At 72.9% G+C, this 25,039-nt stretch carries 21 protein-coding genes; 9 read left to right on the top strand and 12 right to left on the bottom strand.

Going from position 1 to position 25,039, the window contains the following annotated elements; all coding sequences use genetic code 11:
• Positions 1–18 precede the first annotated feature (18 nt).
• The 5 genes from ACNTMW_RS15615 to ACNTMW_RS15595 all read right to left on the bottom strand — a co-directional run bounded on the left by ACNTMW_RS15615 (position 19) and on the right by ACNTMW_RS15595 (position 5,480).
• Positions 19–1,842, bottom strand: a complete 1,824-nt coding sequence (locus ACNTMW_RS15615) for an ABC-F family ATP-binding cassette domain-containing protein (RefSeq protein WP_426634290.1) — start codon at positions 1,840–1,842, stop codon at positions 19–21.
• Positions 1,842–2,795 carry a 4-(cytidine 5'-diphospho)-2-C-methyl-D-erythritol kinase gene (locus tag ACNTMW_RS15610; protein ID WP_426634289.1) on the bottom strand — a complete coding sequence of 318 codons (954 nt, stop codon included), beginning with the start codon at positions 2,793–2,795 and terminating at the stop codon, positions 1,842–1,844. The genes ACNTMW_RS15615 and ACNTMW_RS15610 overlap by 1 nt, the downstream gene beginning before the upstream one ends.
• A 10-nt stretch (positions 2,796–2,805) precedes the next feature.
• The gene (rsmA, locus tag ACNTMW_RS15605; protein WP_426634288.1) at positions 2,806–3,690 is read right to left on the bottom strand and encodes a 16S rRNA (adenine(1518)-N(6)/adenine(1519)-N(6))-dimethyltransferase RsmA; all 885 of its coding nucleotides are present in this window, start codon (positions 3,688–3,690) and stop codon (positions 2,806–2,808) included.
• 103 nt (positions 3,691–3,793) lie between these two features.
• A complete protein-coding gene (locus ACNTMW_RS15600) occupies positions 3,794–4,459 on the bottom strand; it encodes a DUF1707 SHOCT-like domain-containing protein (RefSeq protein WP_426634286.1) in 666 nt (221 codons plus the stop codon).
• A gap of 118 nt (positions 4,460–4,577) precedes the next feature.
• Positions 4,578–5,480 (bottom strand): TatD family hydrolase, encoded by a 903-nt coding sequence (locus tag ACNTMW_RS15595; RefSeq protein WP_426634285.1) that lies wholly within the window; start codon positions 5,478–5,480, stop codon positions 4,578–4,580.
• Between the two features lie 115 nt (positions 5,481–5,595).
• Between ACNTMW_RS15595 and ACNTMW_RS15590 the strand changes: the two genes are divergently transcribed.
• A complete protein-coding gene (locus ACNTMW_RS15590; RefSeq protein ID WP_426634284.1) occupies positions 5,596–6,825 on the top strand; it encodes a hypothetical protein in 1,230 nt (409 codons plus the stop codon).
• Positions 6,826–6,834: 9 nt separating this feature from the next.
• On the opposite strand, the gene metG is transcribed toward ACNTMW_RS15590, so the two are convergent.
• Positions 6,835–8,640: a methionine--tRNA ligase gene (gene metG / locus ACNTMW_RS15585; RefSeq protein ID WP_426634283.1), complete on the bottom strand. Its 1,806-nt coding sequence runs from the start codon at positions 8,638–8,640 to the stop codon at positions 6,835–6,837.
• Positions 8,641–8,752: 112 nt separating this feature from the next.
• Here metG and ACNTMW_RS15580 point away from each other — a divergent pair, with 112 nt between their 5' ends.
• The gene (locus ACNTMW_RS15580; RefSeq protein ID WP_426634282.1) at positions 8,753–10,345 is read left to right on the top strand and encodes a hypothetical protein; all 1,593 of its coding nucleotides are present in this window, start codon (positions 8,753–8,755) and stop codon (positions 10,343–10,345) included.
• Between the two features lie 38 nt (positions 10,346–10,383).
• Here ACNTMW_RS15580 and rsmI read toward each other — a convergent pair whose 3' ends face one another.
• Positions 10,384–11,220: a 16S rRNA (cytidine(1402)-2'-O)-methyltransferase gene (rsmI, locus tag ACNTMW_RS15575; protein ID WP_426634452.1), complete on the bottom strand. Its 837-nt coding sequence runs from the start codon at positions 11,218–11,220 to the stop codon at positions 10,384–10,386.
• A gap of 131 nt (positions 11,221–11,351) precedes the next feature.
• Between rsmI and ACNTMW_RS15570 the strand changes: the two genes are divergently transcribed.
• Entirely contained in the window at positions 11,352–12,956 is a 1,605-nt protein-coding gene (locus ACNTMW_RS15570) for a dolichyl-phosphate-mannose--protein mannosyltransferase (RefSeq protein WP_426634281.1), read from the top strand.
• A 140-nt stretch (positions 12,957–13,096) separates the two neighbouring features.
• Here the strand turns inward: ACNTMW_RS15570 and ACNTMW_RS15565 are convergent, their stop codons facing one another.
• Both ACNTMW_RS15565 and ACNTMW_RS15560 read right to left on the bottom strand, forming a co-directional pair.
• On the bottom strand, positions 13,097–13,531 hold the full coding sequence (locus tag ACNTMW_RS15565; RefSeq protein ID WP_426634280.1) for an organic hydroperoxide resistance protein: 435 nt from the start codon (positions 13,529–13,531) through the stop codon (positions 13,097–13,099).
• Between the two features lie 11 nt (positions 13,532–13,542).
• The gene (locus ACNTMW_RS15560; protein ID WP_426634279.1) at positions 13,543–14,493 is read right to left on the bottom strand and encodes a quinone oxidoreductase family protein; all 951 of its coding nucleotides are present in this window, start codon (positions 14,491–14,493) and stop codon (positions 13,543–13,545) included.
• A gap of 53 nt (positions 14,494–14,546) precedes the next feature.
• Here ACNTMW_RS15560 and ACNTMW_RS15555 point away from each other — a divergent pair, with 53 nt between their 5' ends.
• Together ACNTMW_RS15555 and ACNTMW_RS15550 are read left to right on the top strand one after the other, a co-directional pair.
• The gene (locus ACNTMW_RS15555) at positions 14,547–15,398 is read left to right on the top strand and encodes a TetR/AcrR family transcriptional regulator (protein WP_426634278.1); all 852 of its coding nucleotides are present in this window, start codon (positions 14,547–14,549) and stop codon (positions 15,396–15,398) included.
• Entirely contained in the window at positions 15,395–16,156 is a 762-nt protein-coding gene (locus ACNTMW_RS15550) for an SDR family NAD(P)-dependent oxidoreductase (RefSeq protein ID WP_426634276.1), read from the top strand. The genes ACNTMW_RS15555 and ACNTMW_RS15550 overlap by 4 nt, the downstream gene beginning before the upstream one ends.
• Before the next feature lie 401 nt (positions 16,157–16,557).
• On the opposite strand, the gene ACNTMW_RS15545 is transcribed toward ACNTMW_RS15550, so the two are convergent.
• Positions 16,558–16,905: an STAS domain-containing protein gene (locus ACNTMW_RS15545; protein ID WP_426634275.1), complete on the bottom strand. Its 348-nt coding sequence runs from the start codon at positions 16,903–16,905 to the stop codon at positions 16,558–16,560.
• A gap of 718 nt (positions 16,906–17,623) precedes the next feature.
• Here ACNTMW_RS15545 and ACNTMW_RS15540 point away from each other — a divergent pair.
• Positions 17,624–18,649: a pectate lyase family protein gene (locus ACNTMW_RS15540; RefSeq protein WP_426634274.1), complete on the top strand. Its 1,026-nt coding sequence runs from the start codon at positions 17,624–17,626 to the stop codon at positions 18,647–18,649.
• Between the two features lie 57 nt (positions 18,650–18,706).
• On the opposite strand, the gene ACNTMW_RS15535 is transcribed toward ACNTMW_RS15540, so the two are convergent.
• Positions 18,707–21,748 (bottom strand): beta-galactosidase, encoded by a 3,042-nt coding sequence (locus ACNTMW_RS15535; protein ID WP_426634272.1) that lies wholly within the window; start codon positions 21,746–21,748, stop codon positions 18,707–18,709.
• A 138-nt stretch (positions 21,749–21,886) separates the two neighbouring features.
• Between ACNTMW_RS15535 and ACNTMW_RS15530 the strand changes: the two genes are divergently transcribed.
• The 3 genes from ACNTMW_RS15530 (at position 21,887) to ACNTMW_RS15520 (ending at position 24,375) form a co-directional block, all read left to right on the top strand.
• A complete protein-coding gene (locus ACNTMW_RS15530; RefSeq protein ID WP_426634271.1) occupies positions 21,887–22,549 on the top strand; it encodes a GOLPH3/VPS74 family protein in 663 nt (220 codons plus the stop codon).
• 168 nt (positions 22,550–22,717) lie between these two features.
• Positions 22,718–23,080, top strand: a complete 363-nt coding sequence (locus tag ACNTMW_RS15525; protein WP_426634270.1) for a YciI family protein — start codon at positions 22,718–22,720, stop codon at positions 23,078–23,080.
• On the top strand, positions 23,077–24,375 hold the full coding sequence (locus ACNTMW_RS15520) for an RNA polymerase sigma factor (protein WP_426634269.1): 1,299 nt from the start codon (positions 23,077–23,079) through the stop codon (positions 24,373–24,375). The genes ACNTMW_RS15525 and ACNTMW_RS15520 overlap by 4 nt, the downstream gene beginning before the upstream one ends.
• Here the strand turns inward: ACNTMW_RS15520 and ACNTMW_RS15515 are convergent, their stop codons facing one another.
• The gene (locus ACNTMW_RS15515) at positions 24,376–25,026 is read right to left on the bottom strand and encodes a 2'-5' RNA ligase family protein (protein ID WP_426634268.1); all 651 of its coding nucleotides are present in this window, start codon (positions 25,024–25,026) and stop codon (positions 24,376–24,378) included.
• Positions 25,027–25,039: the final 13 nt, after the last annotated feature.

The raw sequence follows: 25,039 nt of genomic DNA, 5'->3' as shown, positions 1-25,039 counted from the left end.
TCCCCACGGGACGGCGGTCTATACCTCGGGTACCCGCTCCGCCAGCTCCAGCCAGGCCTCCTCGGTGGCCGAGCGCTCCTCGCGTACCGACCGCAGTTCCGCGTCGAGCGCGGCGACCTTCTCGTAGTCGGTGGCGTGGACGGCCAGCTGCTCGTGCAGGGTCGCCTCACGCTGCTCCAGCCGGCTCATCAGCCGTTCCAGCCGGGTCAGCTCCTTCTTGGCGGCGCGCAGCTCCCCCGCGCTCATGCCGGCCGCAGCCGGCGCGCCGGCATGAGCCCCGGCCGGCTGTCGCGACGCCGCAGCAGCCGGCCGGCCGCCCGCGGCACCGGCCGGCGTGCCCAGCGTCGCCAGGTACTCGTCGATGCCGCCCGGCAGGTCACGGACCTTGCCGTCGCCGTACATCGCGACCACCGTGTCGCAGACCCGCTCCACCAGGTACCGGTCGTGGCTGGCCACGATGACCGTGCCCGGCCAGCTGTCGAGCAGATCCTCCAGCGCGGTGAGCGTATCGATGTCGAGGTCGTTGGTCGGCTCGTCGAGCAGCAGCAGGTTCGGCTCGGCGGCGAGCAGGCGCAGCAGCTGCAGCCGCCGCTTCTCGCCGCCGGACAGGTCACCCACCGGCGTCCACAGCCGGGCGCCGGAGAAGCCGAACTCCTCGGCGAGCTGGGCGGCCGACACCTCACGATCGCCCAGCACGACCCGCCGGGCGACCTCCTCGACGGCTTCCAGGACCCGCAGGTGCAGCGGCAGCTCGCGCAACTCCTGCGACAGGAAGGCCGGCCGTACCGTCTGACCGCGCCGCATCCGGCCGGAGTCGGGCTCCAGGCTGCCGGTGAGGACCCGTAGCAGGGTCGACTTGCCCGCGCCGTTGGCGCCGACGATGCCGATGCGGTCGCCGGGGCCGATGTTCCAGGTGACGTGGTCGAGCAGTGACTTGCCGCCGAGCGTCACGGAGACGTCGTCCAGCTCGTACACCTGCTTGCCGAGCCGGGCGGTGGCCAGGCGCTGCAACGACACCGTGTCGCGTACCGGCGGCACGTCGGCGATCAGCGCGTTGGCCGCGTCGATGCGGAACCGGGGCTTGCTGGTCCGCGCCGGCGGGCCCCGGCGCAGCCAGGCGATCTCCTTGCGGAGCAGGTTCTGCCGCTTCGCCTCGGCCGCGGCCTCGACCCGGGCCCGCTCCGCGCGGGCGAGCGTCCAGGCCGCGTACCCGCCCTCGTAGGAACGGACGGTGCCGTCGCCGACCTCCCAGGTCGCGGTCGCGACGGCATCGAGGAACCAGCGGTCGTGGGTGACGACGATCAGCGCGCCGCGCCGGCGCAGCAGGTGCGCGGCGAGCCAACTGATGCCGGGGATGTCCAGGTGGTTGGTCGGCTCGTCCAGGATGAGCAGGTCGGAGGAGCGGATGAGCAGCGCCGCGAGCGCGACCCGCCGCCGCTCCCCGCCGGACATCGGCTCCACCGGCGCGTCCAGGCCGAGATCGGGCATGCCGAGGCCGGTGAGCACGGTGCGGACGCCGGCGTCGCCGGCCCACTCGTGCTCGGCGGCGAAGCCCTCGGGCAGCCACGTGGTGCCGAGGACGACGTCGCGGACGGTGGCGCCGGGCGGCAGGTCGAGCGTCTGCGGCAGCGACAGTACGCGCAGGTCGCGCCGCTGGGTGACCCGGCCGGAGTCAGGCTCGACCGCCTTGGTGATCAGCTTGAGCAGGGTCGACTTGCCGGCGCCGTTGAGCCCGACCACCCCGACCCGGTCGTTGTCGTCCAGGCCGAGGGAGACCTCGTCGAGCAGCTGACCCGCCGCGTACCCCTTGCTGACCCGGTCCAGGTTGACGATGTTGGCCACTACACCACCCTCGCACCGGCGACCGGGCCGTGGGCCGGCTGCGCGGACCGGCACACGCCGCTGGCGACCAGCTCCTTGGCCAGCGACTCGGCGTGGCGGGCGTCCGCGGCGAGGAACACGCAGGTCGGCCCGGAGCCCGAGACGAGGCCGGCGAGCGCGCCCGCCTCGTACCCGGTGTCGAGCGTGCCGCGCAGCTCCGGCCACAGCGACAGCGCCGCGGCCTGGAGGTCGTTGCCGAGCGCGTCGGCGAGCACCGACGGATCCCGCTGCCGCAGCGCCGCCAGCAGGCGGTCGGGGGCACCGACCGAGGGCGGCGCGGCGCCGTAGCCGCGCAGGTGGTCCAGTTCCCGGTAGACGGCGGGGGTGGACAGGCCGCCGTCGGCGACCGCCACGACCCAGTGCCAGCTGTGGCCGCTGGCCAGGACCGGGCTGACCCGCTCGCCGCGCCCGGTGCCCAGCGCCGTCCCGCCGAGGACCAGGAACGGTACGTCCGAGCCGACCTCGGCGGCCACCGCGGCCAGCTCGTCGCGGCCCAGGTTGGTGCCCCACAGCGCGTCGCAGGCCACCAGCGCCGCGGCGGCGTCGGCGCTGCCGCCCGCCAGGCCGGCCGCGACCGGGATCTGCTTGCGCAGGTGCAGCCGGGCGTACGGGCGGCGCTGGGTGTGGTGGGCCAGCGCGCGGGCGGCGCGCAGGACGAGGTTGTCGTCGTCGAGGGGAAGCTCGCCGGCGCCCTCGCCCTCCATGGTCAGGGTGAGGGTGTCGCCGCGGCGGGCGGTCAGCTCGTCGTAGAGCGAGATCGCGTGGTAGACGGTGACCAGCTCGTGGTAGCCGTCGCCGCGGACCGGCCCGACGTGCAGGTGGAGGTTGACCTTCGCGGGCACGCGGACGCGCACCGGCCCGGACGCGCCCAGCCGGGGCCGCTCGTACTCCTCCTCGTCGAGGGGTTCTGTCACGCCGCAAACCTTACCCGCGGCCGCGACCTTGTCCGGCCCGGCCGCCCGCCGGCCGCCCTCCGGCCGCCGCCGCGATGGCGACGAACCGCTCGACCGGCAGGGCCTCGCCCCGGGTCTGCGGGTCGACGCCGGCCGCGCGCAGCAGCCGTTCGGCCTCGTCCGGGCCCCCGGCCCAGCCGGCGAGCGCCCCGCGCAGGGTCTTGCGCCGCTGCGCGAACGCGGCGTCGACGACGTCGAAGACCGCATCGCGGCCGATGTCGGCGGGCGGGTCCCGGCGGGTGAACGCCACCAGGCCGGAGTCGACGTTGGGCACCGGCCAGAAGACCCCCGGCGGTACCCGGCCGGCCTGCCGGGCGACGGCGTACCAGGCCAGCTTCACGCTCGGTATCCCGTAGATCTTCGAACCCGGCCCGGCGGTGAGCCGGTCGGCGACCTCCTTCTGCACCATGACCAGGCCGTGGCGCAGGCTCGGCAGCGTCGCGAGCAGGTGCAGCACGACCGGTACGGCCACGTTGTAGGGCAGGTTGGCCACCAGAGCGGTCGGCGCGGTGTCGAAGTCCTCCCGCTGTACCTTCAGCGCGTCCCGGTTGATCACCCGCAGCCGGTCGGCGTGCTCGGGGTCGTGCGCGGCGACGGTCGCCGGCAGCGCGGCCGCGAGGGTCGGGTCGATCTCCACCGCGTACACCCGGTCGACCTGCGGCAGCAGGGCGAGCGTGAGGGAGCCGAGGCCGGGGCCGACCTCGACCACGACGTCGGCCGGGTCGAGCTCGGCGGCACGGACGATGCGCCGGACCGTGTTGGGGTCGTGCACGAAGTTCTGCCCGAGCGTCTTGGTCGGGCGTACCCCCAGCCGCGTCGCCAGCTCACGTACCTCGGCCGGCCCCAGTAACGTCACCCCGACAGCTTGCCACCACCATGATCCGCCGCGCTCGGGCTCCCCCCGTCACGCCGGTGGGCGGCCTCCCCGCCGGCGTGACGGGGGCCTCCCCGCCGGCGCGTCAGTCGGCGGCTTTCCCGCGCTCCAGCTTCCGGCGCTTGCGCTCCTCCCGCCGCCGGCGCAGCTCCTCGTCGCCTGCGCGGCGGCGCACCGACACGCCGCCCCAGAACGCGAGGCCGCTGACGGTGACCCGAGGCCCGCCCGGCACGCCGGGACCGTCCGCCGCGTGCTCGAAGCCGCCCATGATGCCGACGCCGGTGACGTGCACCTCAGCCTCCTCCGGCACGACGATCTCGATGCCGCCCATGACGGCGAAGGCCCGGATCCGCACCGCACCCTCGAGGAACCGCGCCTCCCGCAGGTCGATCTTGCCGCCGCCCCAGAACGCCAGGCTGGTGAACCGGCGCGGTACGGGCCACCGTCCGGCACGGTGGAACCCGCTCATGATCGCCACCGCGGTACCCGGCACCCGCTCACCGTCGACCGGGCGGACGTCGTGCGCGGGGCCCGGGCCGGCCAGCGGCGCCGCCGGCAGGTCGCTGGTGACCGGTTCCAACTCGGCGTAGCTCTTCGCCGCGTAGACCACGGCCAGCCGCTCACCCAGCTCGTCGAGGGTCAGCCGGCCCTCGGCCGCGGCCCTGCGCAGGACGTCGGCCACCCGTTCGCGATCCGCGTCCGACGCGCGCAACTGTCGGGGGTCGGCGCGCTCGGGAAGGTTCTCCGCCACGCCCGGATCGTATGCGCAGCCGGGCGCGGGTGGGTATCCCCGGACCGCCGGGTCCGCTCAGGACGGTGCCGCGCGCTTGCGCGCCAGGACGGCTGTGCCCCGTCGCCCGGTGGCCGGTTCACCAGGGGCCGAAGACCCGGTCCCCGGTCGCCGAGATCGCCGCGGCCAGCTCGTCCAGGTCGGCGCCCTTGACCTCCGCGAGGGCCCGCACCGTCAGCGGGATCAGGTACGAGGCGTTCGGCCGCCCCCGGTACGGGGTGGGCGTCAGGTACGGCGCGTCGGTCTCCACCAGCAACTGGTCGGCCGGGGTCACGGCGGCCGCCTCGCGCAGGTTGCCGGCGCTGCCGAACGTGACGGTACCGGCGAAGCTCAGCACGTACCCGCGCCGCACGCACTCAGCCGCGAACTCCGCGTCACCGGAGAAGCAGTGCAGCACCACCGTGTCCGGCGCACCCTCGTCGTCGAGTACCCGCAGGACGTCGGCGTGCGCGTCGCGGTCGTGGATGACCAGGGGCTTGCCGTACCGCTTGGCGAAGCCGATGTGCGCCCGGAAGCTCGCCTCCTGCGCGGCGCGGCCCTCGTCACCGGTGCGGAACGTGTCCAGGCCGGTCTCGCCGATGCCGCGTACCCGCGGGTCGGCGGCCAGGCTCTCGATCTCGCGCAGCGCCGCGTCCAGGTCGGGCACGCGCGGGGCGTCGTTGGGGTGCAGCGCCACGGTCGCCACGACCGCGGGGTACGTGCGGGCCACCTCGACCCCCCAGCGGGAGGAGTCGACGTCCACCCCGACCTGCACCAGCCGGTCCACGCCGGCGGCACGGGCCAGCGCGATCGCCGCCTCGACGCTGTCCGGACCGTCGGTACCGCCCTCGTTGAGGGTGATGTCGAGGTGGGTGTGGCTGTCGATCACGGGTACGCGCAGCGGCTCGGGCGGCGGCGGGAACTCGCCGGCCCGGCGGGCCGCACGCGCCTTGCGGCTCTCACCCGGCGTGGGGGCGCCGGCACCGGAGGTCTGGGTACTCACGCCGCCAGCATCACACACGCCGAACTCGTACTTTCAGATAAGGCACATCGTCTGTTCACCCGATCGTGAGTTCACATCACGTTCATCGACCTCTCCTAGTGTCGGCCGGGTGACAGTGAGTGGGCGCACAAGCGAGCCGTCGACATCGGCGGACACGTCACTGCGGGTGCTCCACGAGGGCACGTGGTTCCCCGCCGAAGAGGTAGCCAAGGGCGCCGCCTACGAGCTGTTCGCCGACCGCGACCTGCCCGGCTTCCTGCCCAACCCACGCCCCGGCGCCCGCCACCGGTACCGGCGGTTCGCGCACGCCACCGACGTGCTCGGCACCAGCGGCTCCGGAAGCTCCGACGAGCCGCTGGACCAGCCGCTGCGGATGCCGGTCAGCCGCGCACTGGACTGGGCCGGCCTGCACCGGCTCAGCCAGCAGCCGGCCGCCGCCGGCTCGGCCGTGGCCGCGATCCGGCTCAGCGCCACGGTCCGGCGCGGCACCCGGATGATGAAGGTGCTGTCGGCCCGCCAGGTCCTCGGCTACCTGCACGGCTGGCTGCCGAGCGGCTTCTGCTACCGCGAGTACGACGTGGCCCACCTGCGTACCCCGGCGGAGCTGGGCGTGCTGCTCGGCGACGGCACCGAACCCGGCGACGCGGTCTTCGCCCTGCGCTGGCGCGCGGTCGATCCCCGCGACTACGCGGTCCCGCTGGTCGACTCCCACCCGGGACTGGTCACGATGCCGCCCCGGGACCGGCTGGGCCCGCCCGTCATCGGCAGCGGATTCGCCTCCGCCGACCGACACCTCGTCCCCGAGTTCGTCACCACCGACCTGACCGACCTGCCGCTGACCGCGAACGCGTCCCTGCTGGCGTTCACCGCCGACGGCACCGAGGTGACGCTGTACACGTACCTCGCCGAGCAGCAGTGCTGGACCCGCATGTGGGGCCCACAATGGCGCCACCTGCTGTCCGACGTCCCCGACGGCTTCCCCGGCGACCAGGAGTACTTCCCGGTGCCGCCCGCGCCGACCCGGTTCGTGGGCCGCTACAAGGGCGAGCTGTACGACGCGATCGCCGATCCGCCCGGCGAGTTCCGACTCGCGGCGAAGGTGCGCGCGGCCCGGTACCCGGTGGACGCGATCGCCCGGCGCACCGTGTACGCCCGCTGGCGCGACTCGCTCTGCACGGTTGTGCGCAGCGAGGGCGGGTGGCTGCGGGTACGGCCGTGCCGGCCGGACGCGGAGACGGTCGACCGGTTCGGCGCGCACTGCGTCGAGCGGGGCGTCTACGAGACGTGGGCGCCGGCCGCCGAGGTGGTCGAGGCGCGCGAGGTCGACCTCGCCTATCCCCTGTAACCTCCGGAGTTACGACTCCAGCCGCGCCAGCTCCTCGTCGACGATCGACGGGTCGAGCTTGCGGAACACCGGCGTCGGGGCCGTGAGCTGCCGGCCGGCCGGCAACGGTACCGACTCCCACCGGGCGCCGACGGAGTAGTCGCCGGTCAGGATCGGGTAGTCCGGGCCGCCGTCGAGGTCGGACACCTCGACGATGGACGGCATCGGCGCGTGCACCCCGGTGCCGCCGAGCAGCTCGTGGATGCGCTGCGCGGCGTGCGGCAGGAACGGCGTCAACATCGTGTTGAGATCGCTGACCGCCTGGAGCGTCACGTAGAGGATCGTCCCCATCCGGTCCTTGTCGTCCTTGAGCTTCCAGGGCGCCGACTCCGACATGTACTTGTTGACCTCGGCGACCAGGCGCATCGCCTCACCGATCGCGGCCTTCTGCCGGTGCTTGGAGATCAGCCCGCCGACCGACTCGAAGCCAGCCCGGACGGTCGCCAGTAGCGCCTCGTCGGCCTCGGTCAGCGGACCGGGCGTCGGGACGGCTCCGAAGTTCTTGGCCGCCATGGAGATCGACCGGTTGACCAGGTTGCCCCAGCCGGCGACCAGCTCGTCGTTGTTGCGCCGCAGGAACTCCGCCCAGGTGAAGTCCGTGTCGTTCGACTCCGGACCGGCCACGGCGATGAAGTACCGCAGCGCGTCGGCGTCGTAGCGCTCCAGGAAGTCACGCACGTAGATCACCACGCGGCGCGAGGAGGAGAACTTGCGACCCTCCATCGTCAGGTACTCACTGGAGACGACCTCGGTCGGCAGTTCCAGCCGGCCGAGGTTGCCGGGCTTACCGTCCCGGGAGCCCTCGCCGTCGTATCCGAGCAGGATCGCCGGCCAGATCACCGAGTGGAAGACGATGTTGTCCTTGCCCATGAAGTAGTACTGGCGGGCCGCTTCGCCACCCGAGGAACGTGCGCCGGCGTCGAGCTGCCACCACCGGCGCCAGGCCTCCGGGTCCCCGGAACGGCGGGCCCACTCGATCGACGCCGACAGGTAACCGATCACCGCGTCGAACCACACGTAGATCCGCTTGTCGGAGCGGTCACGCCAGCCCTCCAGCGGCACCGGTACGCCCCACTCCAGGTCGCGGGTGATCGCGCGCGGCTGGAGGTCCTCAACGAGGTTCTTGGAGAAGCGCAGGACGTTCGGCCGCCACCCCTCCCGACCGTCCAGCCACTTGTTCAGCGCCTGGGCCAGCGCGGGCAGGTCGAGGAAGAAGTGCTCGGTCTCCACGAACTTCGGCGTCTCGCCGTTGATCTTGCTTCGTGGGTTGACGAGCTGCTCGGGATCGAGCTGGTTGCCGCAGTTGTCGCACTGGTCACCGCGGGCGTTGTCGTACCCGCAGATCGGACAGGTGCCCTCGATGTAGCGGTCGGGCAGGGTACGGCCGGTCGACGGCGAGATCGCGCCGAGCGTGGTCTTCGCGACGATGTACCCGTTGCGGTACAGGGTCTCGAACATCTCCTGCACCACCGTGTAGTGGTTGCCGGTCGTGGTGCGGGTGAACAGGTCGTAGGACAGGCCCAGCCCGTGCAGGTCCTCCACGATCACCCGGTTGTACCGGTCGACCAGCTCCCGCGGGGTGACCCCCTCGGCGTCGGCCTGGACCTGGATCGGCGTGCCGTGTTCGTCGGTGCCCGACACCATGAGCACGTCGTGACCGGCCATCCGCATGTACCGGCTGAAAACGTCGGAAGGGACTCCGAAGCCGGAGACGTGGCCGATGTGGCGCGGGCCGTTGGCGTAGGGCCAGGCGACCGCGGCGAGAACGTGACTCATGGCGTTCAAGCGTAGTGACTCCTGCCCCGACCGCATGAACCGGCACTTTCCTACGCCGACACGCGGCGCCGGATGCATGGTCATATCCGCCGGTAGGTGTGCAATGAAGACCGTGACCGATCCCGTGCCCAACGTGACACCACGGCCGCTGCCTGTCCCGGATGACGCCACCGCCCCGGCGACGACCGCCGGCTCGGCCGTTCCCGCCGGAGCCCGCCCGTGGCCCGCTCCCAGCCCCAACAGCGACTGGTGGCGCGGCATGAACGACCCCGGGGCGCAGCGGTCCTCCGCCCGGACCGGCGCCACCACCTACACCGGCGGCACCGCGGCCCAGACCCACCGCGAGGCGACCTCCCGTACCGGTGGCGACGCCGCGGCCGGGCGGCTGTCGATCTGGGACGGCGACACCGATCCCATCTCGCCCGAAGCCGGCGCTGCGTCCGCCGGGGCGGGCGCGGCTGCCAGGAGCGGCCGGCACGCCCGGCCCAGCGGGCCCGAGGTCTCCTACACCCGGCAGGCTCCACGGGCCGCCGGTACCGACCGGCCGGTGGCCGAGCCCGCCGGCACTCCGCCCGGACGGGCCGCGGCCGAGTCCGGAAACGCCCCGGCCAGGCCCGCCGCGGCCGAGTCCGGAAACGCCCCGGCCAGGCCCGCCGCGGCCGAGCCCGGAAACGCCCCGGCCAGGCCCGCCGCGGCCGAGCCCGGAAACGCCCCGGCCAGGCCCGCCGCGGCCGAGCCCGGGAAGACGCCGCCACCCCGCCCCGCCGCGGCCGAGCCAACCCGGGCGCCGTCCCCGACCGACGCCACGGTCACCAGGGCACCGGCCCGGCGCGCCACCACCCGAGCGGCGACCCTGGCCGCCGCCGGGACACCGGCCCGCCCGGCCACGGCCGAAGCGCCAGCCAGTACCCGGACCGCCGTCCCGGTGGTGGCGGAGGCACCGCCGGCGGCCCAGGACAGCGGCTTCCCGCTGTGGTCGGACGACGAGGCGACCGGTGCACCGGCGGACGACGAGGCAACCGGCGCGCGGGCGGACGACGAGGCGACCGGCACACCGGCGGACGACGAGGCAACCGGCGCGCGGGCGGCGGAGAAGGCCCGGTCCAGGTCGGGCAAGGACGGCGCCTGGGAAGCACCCGAGATCCAGATGATGCGGGGCGGCCGGAAGACGACGACCAAGCGGCCGGCGCAGCGGCCGCCGCGCCGGCGCTCCAGAAAGTCCCGGCCGCCGGCGGTCGGCCTGGCCGCGCTGCTGCTGCTCGGGCTACTGGCGGGCTTCTTCGGCTGGGTCAGCGCCGACCCGTTCTGGCTGGCCGTCGGCCACGCCCAGACCGGTACGGCGACCGTGACGAAGTGCGCCGGCGGGGGCCTTCAGGCACGCTGCGTCGGCACGTTCACGTCGGCCGGCTTCACCCGGGACCGGGTGGCGGTGAGCGCGCTGGCCCGCGACGCCCACCACGCGGGCGCGCAGGTACCGGCGCGGATGGTGTCGGCCAAGGGACGCATCGCGTACGCCGGCCCGTCCTCCTCGCTGCACCTGCGGTGGATCGTGGGCATCGCGCTGGTCGTGCTGTGCGGGCTGACCATCGGCTGGGTGACCGGGGCCGGGCGGTTGGAGACCCGGCGGGCCCGGGTCACCGGGTACCTGATGAGCGTCGGCGGCCCGCTGCTGCTGGCCGTCGGGGTCCTCGCCGCCGCCTGGTAGCCACGGTCGCCGCTGATCCGGTTAACCGGCAGCCGCGGTCACCGCTGCTCACCGGGCGCGTGGACGGCGTTGTACACCTCCCGACGGGGTACTCCCCGCTCTGCCGCGACGGCGGCGATGGCGGCCTTCCGGGGCGTACCCTCCGCCTCCCGCGCGGCCACGTCGGCGGCCAGCTCCGCGGTGGTCGGCGGAGCGGCCGGTACGGCGGGTGCCCCCGCGACCACCAGCGTGATCTCGCCGCGCGGCGGGTCCTCGACCGCCGACGCGGCCAGCTCACCGAGCGGCGCCCGGCGGATCTCCTCGTACACCTTCGTCAGCTCCCGGCACAGGGCCGCCGGGCGGTCCGGGCCGAACGCCGCGGCGAGGTCGGCCAGGGTGTCGGCGACCCGGTGTGGAGCCTCGAAGAAGACCAGCGTGCGGGGCTCGCCGGCCAGCCGGGCGAGGTATCCGCGCCGCTCCCCGGGCTTGCGGGGCGGGAAGCCCTCGAAGCAGAACCGGTCCGACGGCAGGCCGGACAGCGCGAGAGCGGTGGTCACCGCGCTCGGTCCGGGCGCCGAGGTGACCGGTACGCCGGCGTCGAGCGCCGCGCGTACCAGTCGGAAGCCGGGGTCGGACACGCTCGGCATGCCGCCGTCGGTGATCAGCGCGACGGTCGCGCCGCCGGTGAGCGCGTCGACCAGCTCGGGCGTACGCCGCTGCTCGTTGCCTTCGAAGTAGGACACGATCCGGCCGGTCACCGTGACGTCCAGTTCGCGGGCCAGCCGGGCCAGCCGGCGGGTGTCCTCGGCGGCCACGACGTCGGCGGTGGCCAGCACGTCCCGGAGTCGGGCTGAGGCGTCGCCGACGTTTCCGAGCGGCGCGCCGAGCAGGATCAGGGCCACTCGGCGTCTCCTTTATCGCGGTTCGGGGTAGGCGCACTTCGTGGTCGGGGTGCGCACGTTTCGCAAGGGCAGCCTACGATCGCCACGTGGGCTCGGGTGTAGTGACCGACGATGGATCGACCGGCATGATAGTGACCGCCGGTAACCCAACTGTGGATCCGGACGTGCCAGCAGACCCGTCCCGCGACGGTGCCGGCTCGGCCGTGCCGGAGTCGGTGCGGCGGCGGCTGCTGCCCCGCGTCGGCCGGGACCCGTGGTCGTGGCTGGCCACCGCGGTGGTCGTGCTGATCGCGGGGGCGCTACGCCTGATCGGCCTGACCCACCCGCGCGGCAAGATCTTCGACGAGACGTACTACGCGACCGAGGGTCAGGAACTGTTCGACCACGGCGTCGAGTGGCGCCCGGAGAACAACGCCGGCGACTTCGTGGTCCACCCGCCGCTCGGCAAGTGGATCATCGGTACCGGCGAGTGGCTGTTCGGCCGGAACGGGCACGGCGGCTGGCTCACCCACGGCGAGTTCGGCTGGCGGATCGGGGCGGCGGTCTTCGGCACGCTGTCGGTGCTGATCCTGGTCCGGCTGGCGCGGCGGCTGTTCGGCTCCACCGTGCTCGGCTGCGCCGCCGGCCTGCTGCTGGCCCTCGACGGGATGCACTTCGTGTTGTCCCGGTCCGCGCTGCTCGACATCTTCCTGATGACGTTCGTCCTGGCCGGGTTCGCCTGCCTGATCCTCGACCGCGACCAGCGGCGGGCCAGGTGGCTGGCGGCGATGGAGTCGGGGCTCGACCCGACCCGGCCGGGCCGGGCGGGCCGGCCGCGCACCGGCGTGCCGTGGTGGCGCCTGGCGGCCGCCGTGATGATCGGCTGTGCCGCTGCGGTCAAGTGGAGCGCGCTGTGGCACTTCGCGCTGTTCCTCGTACTGATCATCCTGTGGGAGATCGGCACCCGGCGCGCCGCCGGGGTCCGCCGGCCCTGGCGGGACACGATCCTGGACGAGGCGGGGTGGGTCGCGGCGTTCGTGGGAGTCGCCGTCGGCGTCTACCTCGCGTCCTGGACCGGGTGGTTCCTGTCCGACGACGGCTGGGCCCGCCACTACCTCGCCAACAACCTCCACCAGCGGGAACTGCCGGTCATCGGGGCGCTGCAGAACCTGTGGGAGTACCACGCGCAGGCGTTTCGGTTCCACACCGGCCTGCACGACCCGCACCGGTACCAGTCGTGGCCGTGGCAGTGGCTGCTGCTGGGGCGTCCCGTGGCGTTCGACTACAAGGCGGACGTTTCGTGCGGGGCGCCGAGCTGCTCGGCGGAGGTGCTGCTGCTCGGCACGCCGGTGCTGTGGTGGTCGTTCCTGCCGGCGCTGGTCGGGCTGGCCTGGATCGGCATCGCCCGGCGCGACTGGCGGGCCCTGGCGATCGGGCTCGGCGCGGCCGCCGGCATCGTGCCCTGGTTCTGGTACGAGATCAAAGACCGCACGATGTTCTACTTCTACGCCCTGCCGGCGACGCCGTTCCTCGTCCTCGCGGTGGTGTACGTGCTCGGCGCGATCATCGGCCCGCCCCAGGCACCCGGCCGGCAACTGTCCGACCGGCGCCTGTTCGGCACCAGCTTCGCGGCGCTGTACGTGGTCCTCGTGGCGCTGTGCTTCGCGTACTTCTACCCGATCTACACCGGGAAGGCCATCACGTACGCGGAGTGGTCGGCCCGGATGTGGCTCGGCGGCCGCTGGATCTGACCCCGCCCAGGAACGGCGTGGTCGTGGCCCGGCCATGATCGACGCAACTTCCGGGAAGTTGTGGTATCAGCCCCACCCGGAGACCACAACTTCCCGGAAGTTGCGCCGCGTAGACCGGTGCCGGCCTACGCGGCTCCGGCCTACGCGGTACCGGTCACCTCGTGCGTGACGGTGATGTTGTCACGGGTGGCGTTGGAGTACGGGCAGACCGCGTCGGCCCGCGCGACCAGTTCCCGGGCCGTGTCGCGGGCGACCCCCGGCAGCTCCACGACCAGGTTGACGCTCAGGCCGTACCCTCCGTCGCCGGCGAGCTTGCCGAGACCCACCCGGGCGGTGACCGACGAGCCGGTCACGTCCTGCTTCGCCTGCCGGGCCACGAGCATGAGCGCGCTGTGGAAGCAGGCGGCGAACCCGGCGGCGAACAACTGCTCCGGGTTGGTGGCCCCGCCGGGTCCGCCCAGTTCCCTCGGCGGCGCCACGCGCAGGTCGAGCTGGCCGTCGTCGCTGGTGACGCGGCCGTCCCGGCCACCGCGCGCGGTGGCGGCGGCGGTGTACAGCACGGATTCGACCGACATCGGCCCTCCCTCTACGGTCGCAGGATCAGCTTGCCGGTGGTCCGGCGCGCCAACAGGTCCTCGTGAGCCCGGCGGGTCTCGGCCAGCGGGTACTCGCCGCCGACGACCGGGCGCAGCCGACCGGCGGCGACCAGCTCGAACAGCTCGGCCAGCGGCGGGGCGAACATGCCCGGTACGGCGAGCGCGGGGCTGAGCCAGTACCCGATCACCGACAGGTTGCGCTTCATCAGGCGGGCCGGCTCGACCGGCTGGGCGACCTGCCGGGACGCGGCGCCGAACGTGACGAGCCGGCCGAACTGCCCGAGCGTGCCGAGGGCGGCGTCGAACACCGGACCGCTGACCGGGTCGAGGACCACGTCGACGCGCTTGCCGCCGTTGGCCTCGATGACGCGCTCGGCGTACCCGTCGGGGTCGCCGGAGACGGCGACGTCCGCGCCCAGGTCCAGCGCGAGCTTCTGCTTGTCGGGCGTGGAGGCGGTGGCGATGACCCGGCCGGCGCCGAACGCCTTGGCCAACTGGACGGCCAGGGACCCGACGCCGCCCGCACCGGCGTTGACCACGACGGTCTCGCCGGCCGCCAGCCGGGCGCTGACCCGCAGCATGTGCCAGGCGGACAGGCCCTGGACGAGCAGGGCGAGCGCCTCGCCGTCGGCGATCGACTCCGGCACGTCGACGGCGAGCGCGGCCGGTACGACCGCCTTCTCGGCGTACCCGCCGCCACCGCCCAGCAGGGCCATGACGCGGCGGCCGTCGGCCGTGCGACCGATCACCTCCGAGCCCGGCACGAAGGGCAGCTCGGGGCTGCTGAGGTACGACCCGTCGGCGAGGTGGGTGTCGGCGTAGTTGACGCCGGCCGCGACCACGTCGACCAGGATCTGGCCCGGCCCGGGTACGGGCTCCGGCAGCTCGACGGACTCGAGCACTTCCGGGCCGCCGTAACGAGAGATCTGAATGGCGCGCATGCCGGTCACAGTAACGTACTAAGTACGTTAGCTTGACTGTGAGGACGACCACCATGACGCAACGCAGGGCCCGCGCACCGCGGCACACGCTCGACCGGAGCACGATCGCCGCCGCCGCGTTGGAGTTGATGGACCGCGACGGGGTGGCGGCTCTGACGATCCGATCCCTCGCCGCCCGGCTCGGCGTCGCTCCGATGGCGCTCTACACCCATGTCAGCACCAAGGAGGACATTCTCGACGCTGCCCGCGAGCACGGGCTGGCCCGGCTGCCCGGCGTCGAGCCCGGCACGCCGACGCAGGGCGAGGCCGGCATGCCGGCGCAGGGCGAGGCCAGCATCCCGGCGCAGGGCGAGGCCAGCATCCCGGCGCAGGGCGAGGCCGGCACGCCGGCGCAGGGCGAGGCCGGCACGCCGGCGCAGGACGAGGCCAGCATCCCGGCGCAGAGTGAGGCCGGCGGGCATGACCCCGACCGGGCCGCGGAGAACCGGCCGTGGTGGGAGCACATCCGGGAGATCAACCTGACCTTCCACCGGGCGCTGCGCGAGCACCCGAGCCTGGTCGCCCTGCTCGTCGCCCGACCGTTGGGTGGTCACGCACCGACCGGCGCCGCCGAAGCGCAGCTCCGGGTACTGGTCGAGGCCGGCTTCTCCCCCGACGACGCCGCCCGGGCCCACCTCACCCTCCTGCACTACGCGATCGGTGCGGCAGCGTGGACCTCACCACGGGTGGAGCCGGCGGCCGTCGGCCGCGCCGCGCTCGAACGGCTGCCGGCCGACCGGTACCCCACCATGGCCGCCCTCGCCGCGCCCCTTGCCCGGGCCAGTTACCACGATGACCAGTACGCGTACGGTCTTGACCTTCTGCTCACGGCCCTGCGGGCGACCAGCGAAAGGCAGGAACGATGACGGGCTACCTCGACAGTCTCTTCTCGCTCGACGGTCGGGTGGCCGTGGTGACCGGCGGCAACTCAGGCATCGGACGGGCCATCGCGGAAGCGCTCGGCCTCGCCGGCGCGAGCGTCGTCCTGCTGGCCCGGGACGAGTCCCGGCTGCGGGAGACCGCAGAGACACTGCCCCGTGCCGGGTACGTGGCGGTGGACCTCAGCGACCGTACGGCGCTCGCCGCCGCCGCCGACGAGGCGGCGGGCCTGTTCGGCGAGCCCGACATCCTGGTCAACTCCGCCGGGGTGAACCCGCGCCCACCGCTGGCGGAGCTCACGGTGGCGGACTGGGACCGTATCTTCGCGGTCAACCTCGACGCGCCGTTCCTGCTCGGGCAGCGCTTCGGCCCCGGTATGGCCGCGCGCGGCTGGGGTCGCATCATCAACCTCGCGTCACAGCAGGCCGTCCGCGCCTTCGGCAACAGCGGCGGGTACGGCGCCTCGAAAGCCGGCCTCACCGGGCTGACCCGCTCGCAGGCCGAGGCGTGGTCGCGGTACGGCGTGTGCTGCAACGCGATCGCGCCCGGGGTCGTCGAGACGCCGATGAACGAGGCGCTCTTCGCCGACCCGGCACGGGTGGCCACGGCCTCGGCCCGCACGATGGTCGGCCGCAACGGGCTGATCGGGGACTTCGCCGGCCTGGCGGTGTTTCTGGCGAGCCCGGCGTGCGGGTATGTCACCGGCCAGACCATCTTCGTCGACGGTGGCTTCTCGGTAGCGTGACGACGACCGGCCACGTGACCGCGGCCGGTCCCGTGGCCGAGCCGGTCGCGTGGCCGCGGCCGGTCGCGTGGCCGAGCCGGTCCCGTGGCCGAGCCGGTCGCGTGGCAGCCGGTCGCGTGGCCGAGCCGGTCCCGTGGCCGAGCCGGTCGCGTGGCAGCCGGTCGCGACCGCAGCCGGCCGGCGCGGTCGCCTCCACCATGGACGATCCGGTCACTCCACACCGCCGGCCCACGCGGGCGACGGCCGGAGTCCGCCTGTTCGATCATCGACACCAGCGGAAGGCAATGACGGGCGTGCCCGGTCGCGATTACCTTCCAATCTTGGAAAGTTGGGCACCAATATTGGTGCCAGAGTTTCCAAGATCTACGAGAAACCGGCCCGACCGACCGCGCAGACAGCACCTACTCCGCGCCTGCCACCGCCTGCGCGACGGTGCCGTACAGCGGCAGCATGCGGGTGAGATGAGTGGCGTCGAGCACCTGCCGGACGATCGGCTGCACCCCGGCGAGTCGGAGCCAGCCGCCCTGGCTGGTCGCCACGAGGTGGGTCTGGGCCATCATGTTGAGGCCGCTCGAGTCGCACAGGTCGACCTCGCTGAGGTCGAGAACGATGTGCGGCTTCTCCTCCGCGGCGAGCGCGAGCAGCGTCTCCTTCAACGCCTCGTGGGTGTCGAAATAGATGCTGCCGCTCGCGGCGACGACCGTATGATCGGCGCTGCGGTGGACGACGACGTCGACCCTGTCTGTCACGGCATGGCCCGTTTCCCGATGGCCCGTTTCCCGCCTGCGGCGCGTGACCACTCCACCCTCAGCAGCCTAGTCGTCCGCTGCGGTTCCGCAGGTCCAGCCGATCGCCACCGCTCGATCACCACCGCCGGGATGGCACCTACAGGCCGACTTAACGGTACAAAGCGCCCATAACGCCACAGTCGAACCCCGCGCGACCGACCCACGCGCGACCGACCCACGCGCGACCGACCCACGCGCGACCGACCCACGCGCGACCGGTGCTCCCTACAGCGCAGCCCGCACACCCCGTGACCGACGACCAGGTACCGGCGCCCTGCGACCGGCGGTCAACGCCCGGCAACCGGCACCGGCACCGGCAACCGGCGCCCGGCGCCCGGCGCCCGGCGCCCGGACGGTGCTACCCGGGCGGGCTGCGGTGACCGGCCCAGCATCGCGCAATTGCAGCATTCGGAAAACGTTTCCAGTCGGCCTATACATCAATCTAAGTCAATGTATATTGCTCTGACCGAGAGGAAAGCGCTTTCCAAGCCATCGACAAGCGGCGGACCGGCCCACGCCAAGCCGGGGCGACCCCAAACCGACCGGCGCAGCCAGCGCCGACCGGCGACGCACCCACACCGACCGGCGACGCACCCACACCGACCGGCGACGCACCCACACCGACCGGCGGCCGACGACCGGCCACGCCGCCACACCTCACGATCGGAGCGCACGAACGATGAAGCACCCACGCGGATCCCTGCTCATCACGGCGGCCGTCGCCGCCGTCACCGGTGGCGCCCTCGCCACCGCCCCGGCCGCGTCCGCCGCCACCCCGGCACCCGCCCTCGCACCGGCACCCGCCCTCGCACCGGCACCCGCCCTCGCGGCGGCGTCGGCCGACGGGTACGCCTCGCTGTCCGGCGGCACCACCGGCGGCGCCGGTGGCAGCACGGTGACCGTCAGCTCGCTGTCGGCGCTGCAGACCGCCGCGAAGGCGTCCGGCAAGTCCACCATCCAGATCTCCGGCACCATCTCGCTGTCCGGCCAGGTGGACATCACCTCGGACAAGACCGTGGTCGGCGTCGGCGCGAACTCCGGCCTGACCGGCGGCGGCCTGCGGGTCAAGAACGCCAACAACGTGATCATCCGGAACCTGAAGATCTCGAAGGCCAAGGGCACCGACGCGATCACGATCCAGCAGAGCACCCACGTCTGGGTCGACCACAACGACCTGTCCAGCGACATGAACAACGGCAAGGACTACTACGACGGTCTGGTCGACATCACCCACGCCGCCGACTACGTGACGGTTTCCTGGAACCGTTTGCACGACCACTACAAGGTCTCGCTGGTCGGCCACAGCGACAGCAACGCCAGCGAGGACACCGGCCACCTGCGGGTGACCTACCACCACAACTACTTCTACAACTTCAACACCCGCGGTCCGAGCCTGCGCTTCGGCACCGGGCACTTCTACAACAACTACTACTCGAACGGCAGCGGCGCGATCCACACCCGGATGAACGCGCAGGGCCTGGCCCAGAACAACGTCTTCCGCAGCGTCTCGACGCCGATCGAGACGACCGGGGACAGCCCGACCGACGGGTACATCAACCAGTCCGGCAACGACTTCGGCGGCGGTACGAACGACATCACCCGTACCGGGAGCTTCACGAACCCGCCGTACTCCTTCTCCCTGGACGCGACCTCGTCCGTGATCAGCAACGTGCAGAGCAACTCGGGCACCGGAAAGGTGAGCTGACCTGGCAGCGCCGGGGCGCCGGTACCGGTCATCGGTACCGGCGCCCCGTCACGTGGACTACCGCCCGGAGTACCCCGGCGCCGGGACCGGGCGTACCGGCACCCCGCCCCGTACCGTGCCGAGGTCGGTCAGGCGTACCGACTCCAGCGCGTCGGCCGGACCACCGTCGCTGGTCACCGCGAGCGCCAGGGTGTTGCGGCCGTCCGGCCGGAGTACCCCGGTCGGCAGGACGAACGTGTGCTGCGGGCCGACGTCGGCGACGTACTGGCCGAGGTTCCAGCCGTTGAGGAAGATGAGCACCCGGTAGTGGCCGCCGGACCGTGGCGTCGACGGGTCACCGATCGCCAGCCCGAGCGAGGCGTCCACACCGGACGGTACGCGCAGGTCGAACCCGGTGCGGTACCACGATGTGCCCGCAGGAGCGGCGGTGTCGGGCACCGAGCGGGTCGCCCAGGACCGGTCCGGGAAGCCGGGCAGGTACCAGCCGCTGCGCTCGCCGTACAGGCCGCCGTTGTTGACCACGCCCCGGACCGGGTCGGCGATGTCCTCGCCACCGGCGTTGCCCTGCACCTTCCAGGTGACCGCGGGCCGCGTGGCACCGTCGAACGCGTACGAGATGAGTCCCCGGCCCTCCTTGTGGGCGTCGTTGACGCCGCCGTCCTCGTTGTGCGAGTCGTTGCGCACCATGACCGACAGGACGTGGTCGCCGGACGTACGCAGCGCCGGCGGGACGGTGAACGAGGCGGTACCGGTGGTCGGCGGCGACGCCACACCGGTGGGCAGGACGTGCTGGCCGAGGTACGTGCCGTCGAGCCAGGCCTGGAGCAGGCCCGCTCCCCCGCCGCCGTACCGCAGGCTCACGCTCGCCGGCGCGTCGCCGGTGAACCGGCCCCGGTACCAGACGTCGCCGTGGTGGAACCCGTAGTCGTCGGCGGTCAGCACGACCTGGCCGGCCGGCGGCCTGGTGGTGCTGTTGGTGGTGGTCCGGTCGGCGACGGCCCAGGACGAGTCGTCGAAGGGGGGCGCCGCCTCCGGCGACTCCGCCGACCAGCGCCAGGTGGCCGTGGACAGGTCGGGCAGGGTCACCGGCTTCGGGCCGGGCAGGGGTCGCCGGGACACGAGGCTGTCGGAGCCGTCGCGGCCGACCGGGATCTCCGCGCCGTTCCAGGTGACCTCGTCGATCCGGCGGGGCGCCCAGACCTCCAGGTCGGAGGCGGTGCTGGTGTCGCCGGTCAGGTCCAGCCTCTCCCCGCGTACCCGCGCGGTGCGGACCAGTTCCGGCCCGCGTACCAGTACCGGGCCTCCCGCCGTGTCCTGCCGCCAGAACGTGTCCGCGGTGGTCTGGTCGGCCAGCAGCAGGGTCAGCGGCGACCGGCCGCCGCCGGTGATCCGTACCCGGGCCAGGCCGGTGTGCGGGTAGGTCAGCCGGAGGTCCCCGGTCGCCGGGTCGAACCGGCTGGTGACGTTGCCGGCAAGCACTCGTACCGTCGGCGCGGAGGGGTAGCGCAGCACGGTCTCGCCGGCCTCACCGTCGCGGCCGTACAACAGCAGCAGGCCGTTCAGGTGCGTCATGATCTCGGAGGTCGAGTAGACCAGGCGGTTGCCTTCGACGTCGTACCCGGCGACCAGCGTCTTGGCGTCCTGGCCGCGCAGTCGCAGCGGCACGGTGTACGTACCGTCCACAGTGGCGATCGGGAACGTGAAGGTGTCGTCGGTGGTGGCGCTGGACGGGTTGTGCACCGCGAAGTAGACGTGCGTACCGGTGTCGGGGTTGACGTTGTGGTAGACCTGCACGGCGGTCGATGACGGGGTCACCGGGTCGCCCCGGTCGACCTTCGTGATCGGCGTGACGCTCTGCAGGAAGTACCCGAGCTCCTTCATCGTCGCGGCCTTGGGCCGCAGCTGCCGCGCCTCGTCGATGGCGGCGCCGTAGTCGTAGGACGAGTACACGACCGGGGCGGGCAGCCAGCCCCAGGACGTGCCGCCGAACGTCATGTAGAAGTTCTGGATGGACAGCCGGTTGGCGATGTTGGTGCCGTAGAAGACCCGCTCGTACCCGGGCCCCTCGCGGACCGCCGTACACGGGTACGTGCCGTTGCTGCCCCAGTAGTCGAACCAGCCGCCGCCGAACTCGGCGACGAAGCCGGGCGTCTCCGGTGAGGCCGTCGCGCCGCCCTTGCCGCCGCCGGGGCCGTGGATGCCCCAGTCGGGTGCGGCGTTCGGGCTGCCGGGTGTGCCGTCGGTACGGCAACTGCCGCCCGGGTAGCCGTCGAAGGCGTACAGGTCGACCGGGCCGGGAACGGTGCCCGGCACGGTCGAACTGCTGGGTACCCAGAAGCCGTTGCGGCCCTTGTCATTGTGGAAGATCGGCACGGTGATGCCGTCGGCGCGCACCGTGTCGTACAGGTGCCGCAGATAGTTGTACTGCGAGGTGCCGGTGGCGGCCAGCTCGTTCTCGATCTGGTACAGGATGACCGAGCCGCCGCCGTCGGTGAGCTGGTGACGGGCGATGATCGCATCGATGTGGGTCTGCCACTCGTCGACCGCGGCCAGGTAGTCGGGGGCGTCGCTGCGCGCCCTGCCGGCCTGAGTGGTCAGCCAGCCGGGGAAGCCGCCCGCGTCGACCTCGGCGTTGATGTACGGGCCGGGCCGGGCGATGACGTAGAGGCCGGTCTCCTCGGCGATGGTGAGCAGCCGGTCCATGTCGCGCACGCCGGTGAAGTCGTAGACCCCCGGCTTCGGCGAGTGGTAGCCCCAGTCGAAGTAGAACGAGACGGCGTTGTACCCGCTGGCCTTCATCTTCTGCAGGACGTCGCGCCACAGGTCGGGGCTGGGCAGCCGGAACGGGTGGAACTCGCCCGACCAGACGTAGGTGCGCTCACCGTCGATCATCAGCGAGTACCGGTCGAAGGTGACCGTGTGGCGGGTCGGCTGCCGGGCGGCCGGGTGGCCGGCCGACCGCCGGGCGGCGTGGTCGGGCGCCGCCGCGGCGGGAGCCGGTGCCGGTGCCCCGCTGACCAGTACGGCGGCGGCCATCGCGGCGACCGCCGCCCTGCCCGCTGTCCGGGCTGCCGCACTCCGGCGGATCCGGATCCGCATGACTGCCTCCCGTCCCCGGCCCGGGGTCGACCGCGGGCCGCACCGCTCGGCTTCAATCAATCTTTGTAGATGTTAACGTTCGCCAATCGGTCGCGGCGTTCGCCGACCGGGTCTTGCCCGGCCGGATACCGTGGGGTCATGAAGATCAATCTGGCCGAGGAGCTGCTGCTGCTGGCGTACGACGACGCCGGCTCCGCGGCGATCAACACCCAGATGCTCGGGTACGGGCTGGCCGGCGCCCTGCTCATGGAGCTGGCCCTCGCCGGCCGCGTGGACGTGGCGGACAAACGGGTGACGGTCACCGACGCCGCACCGACCGGCGACCCGGTCGTCGACGAGGCGCTCGCCCGGATCGGCGCGGAGCACCGCAAGCCGCAGGACTGGGTCATCCGGCTGGCCAAGGGCCTGCCCGGCCGGCTGCTCGACGGCCTGGTCGAGGCCGGTGTGCTCCGCCGCGAACAGGACAGGGTGCTGTGGGTCTTCCCGCGTACCCGGTACCCGTCGGCCACCGGCGCGCAGCCCGAACCCGAGACCGAGACCCGGGATCGGCTACGGGCGGCGGTGACCGGCGACGGGCCGGTCGATCCGCGTACCGCCGCCCTGTGCGCGCTGGTCCGGGCGGTGCGCCTGGAGAAGACCGCCGTCCCCGGTGTGCCTGCCAAGCAGGTACGGGAGCGTCTCAAGGCCGTCGCGGACGCCAGCTGGCCGGCCGAGGCGGTACGCAAGGCCATCGAGGGCGTGGAGGCGGCCGTGATCGCCACGACGACCGCGGCCGCCGCGGCAGCCACCACGGCGGGCTGACCACCCGGCGACGCGCAGCGAGGGCCGCTCCCGGTCCCGGGAGGCGTGACCCCGGTCTCGGCGACCCGGCAAAAAATATGCCGGCGGGATGTCGAGGGCGGCGGCTCCGCTCCGACTACGCGATGACAGCACGCCGACGGGGCGCGCACACCGGAAGGGACACCTGAGATGAAGTACCTGATGCTTATCTACGGCAACCAGGAGAAGTGGGACTCGATCCCGGCCGAGAAGTTCGCGGAGGAGGTCGCCAAGCAGGACGCGTTCAACAGGAAGTACCGCGAAACCGGGGAACTGCTGGGCGCCTACGGCCTGGCCGACGCGGTCGCCGCCAAACTGGTACGCCGCAAGGACGGGGCACCGGCGGTCACCGACGGGCCGTACCTGGAGACCAAGGAGTACATCGCCAGCTTCTACCTGCTGGACTGCGAGAGCGAGGAGCGCGCGCAGCAGATCGCCGCGGACATGCCCTGGGCCGATGCGGATCCGGTCGAGTTGTGGCCGGTCCTGCACGAGGCCGCGCCGGACCAGTGACCGTCGATCCACACGTCGAGGACCTGCTGCGCGAACTGGCGCCGCAGGTCCTCGGCGCGCTGGTACGCCGGTACGGGCAGTTCGACGCGTGCGAGGACGCCACCCAGGAGGCCCTGCTGTCCGCCGCGACCCAGTGGGCCGGCGACGGGGTGCCGGACAACCCCCGCGGCTGGCTGGTCACGGTCGCCACGCGCCGGCTGGTCGACCAGGTACGCAGCGAGCAGTCGCGGCGGCGGCGCGAGTACCAGGTCGCGGTGGCGACCCCGCAGTCGGAACTGCTGAGCCGGGCCGCCGACGCCGCACCCGGCGCCGACCGGGACGACTCACTGGCGCTGCTGTTCATGTGCTGCCACCCGGCGCTGTCGGAGCCGAGCCAGATCGCGCTGACGCTGCGCGCCGTCGGCGGCCTGACCACCGCGCAGATCGCCGCGGCCTTCCTGGTCCCGGAGGCGACCATGGCGCAGCGCATCAGCCGGGCCAAACAGTCCATCAGGGCCAGCGGGGTGCCGTTCGCGATGCCGGACGGACCGGAACGCGCCGAGCGGCTGCGCGCGGTGCTGCACGTGCTGTACCTCGTCTTCAACGAGGGCTACACCGCCACCACCGGCCCGGAGCTGACCGCCCCCCAGCTGTCCGACGAGGCGATCCGGCTCACCCGCTGGCTGCGACGGCTGCTCCCGGACGACGCGGAGGTGACCGGGCTGCTCGCCCTGATGCTGCTCACCGACGCGCGCCGAACCGCCCGCACCCGGCCCGACGGGAGCCTGGTACCACTGTCCGAACAGGACCGTACCCGCTGGGACTCCGGGCGCATCGCCGAAGGGGTGACACTGGTCAGCGAGGCCCTGTCCCGGGGCGAGGTCGGCCCGTACCAGCTGCAGGCGGCCATCGCGGCCGTGCACGCCGAGGCCGGGCACGTGGACGACACCGACTGGCCGCAGATCCTCGCCCTGTACGACCTCCTGGCGCGGGTCGCGCCCAACCCGATGGTGACCCTCAACCGCGCGGTCGCCGTCGCCATGGTGCTCGGGCCGGCCGCTGGGCTGGAGTCGCTGGCCACCCTGGAAGCCGACAGCCGGATGGCGCGCCACCACCGCCTGCTCGCCACCCGCGCACACCTGCTGGAACTGTCCGGCGAACCCGCCGCGGCGGCGGCCGGCTACCGCGAGGCCGCCCGGCGCGCAACCAGTACGCCCGAGCAGCGGCACCTCGCCGCCCAGGCAGCGCGGCTGGCCGCCGAGGAATCGCGGCTGGCCACCCTCGCCGAACAGGCTCAAGCCGCCGGACAGGCATAGTTAGAAGGCAGCCCCGATCGTGAGCGGTTGGGCGCTGACCCATTCGTACATCCGGCGGTCGCGGTGGAACTCCAACAGGTCCACGTGCCGGAGAGTGATGGTCACCGGCTCCGGATCGACCTGACTGAGGGCGTCAAGGATCGGCGCGGCCGGCTGGTCGGCGTTCGAGTACGCGAGGCTGACGTGCGGTCGATAGCCGCTGACGGACTGGGTTCCCTCCAGGCCGCTCTCGCCGAGCACCTCGGAGATCGCCTCACGAACCGCGGACCGCACTGCGTGGACGCCGTCAGCCGGCTGCGCCGGCAGGTAGACGGCTTCTGATCTGATCACCGGCCGGTGGAAGGTCACGACCGGAGCGGGCACAGTCGCCAACTTCTCGGCTGCGGCCGCCGCGAGGGCCGCCACATGGTTGGCCTCGACCTCGTCGACGAAGCCGATGCCCTGCATCGTCAGGTGCAGCCACCGAGCGGGGATCAGGTCGAGCCCCCGGATTTCGCGTAGCGGGTCCTGGTACTCGGCGACCAGGCGTTGGAGGTCAGGCTGGTCGTCGAAGGTGAAGTGGCAGGCGTAGAAGTGGCGTTCGGCCCGCCAGCCGGGTCGCCACCACCAGTGGTCGCGCAACTGGTCGACGTACTCGAAGGTTGAGGTCATGCCGCGTCCTCCG

The sequence above is a fragment of the Planosporangium spinosum genome (assembly GCF_049999945.1).
Lineage (GTDB): Bacteria > Actinomycetota > Actinomycetes > Mycobacteriales > Micromonosporaceae > Planosporangium > Planosporangium spinosum.
This window is presented reverse-complemented; position numbering and strand designations above follow the sequence as displayed.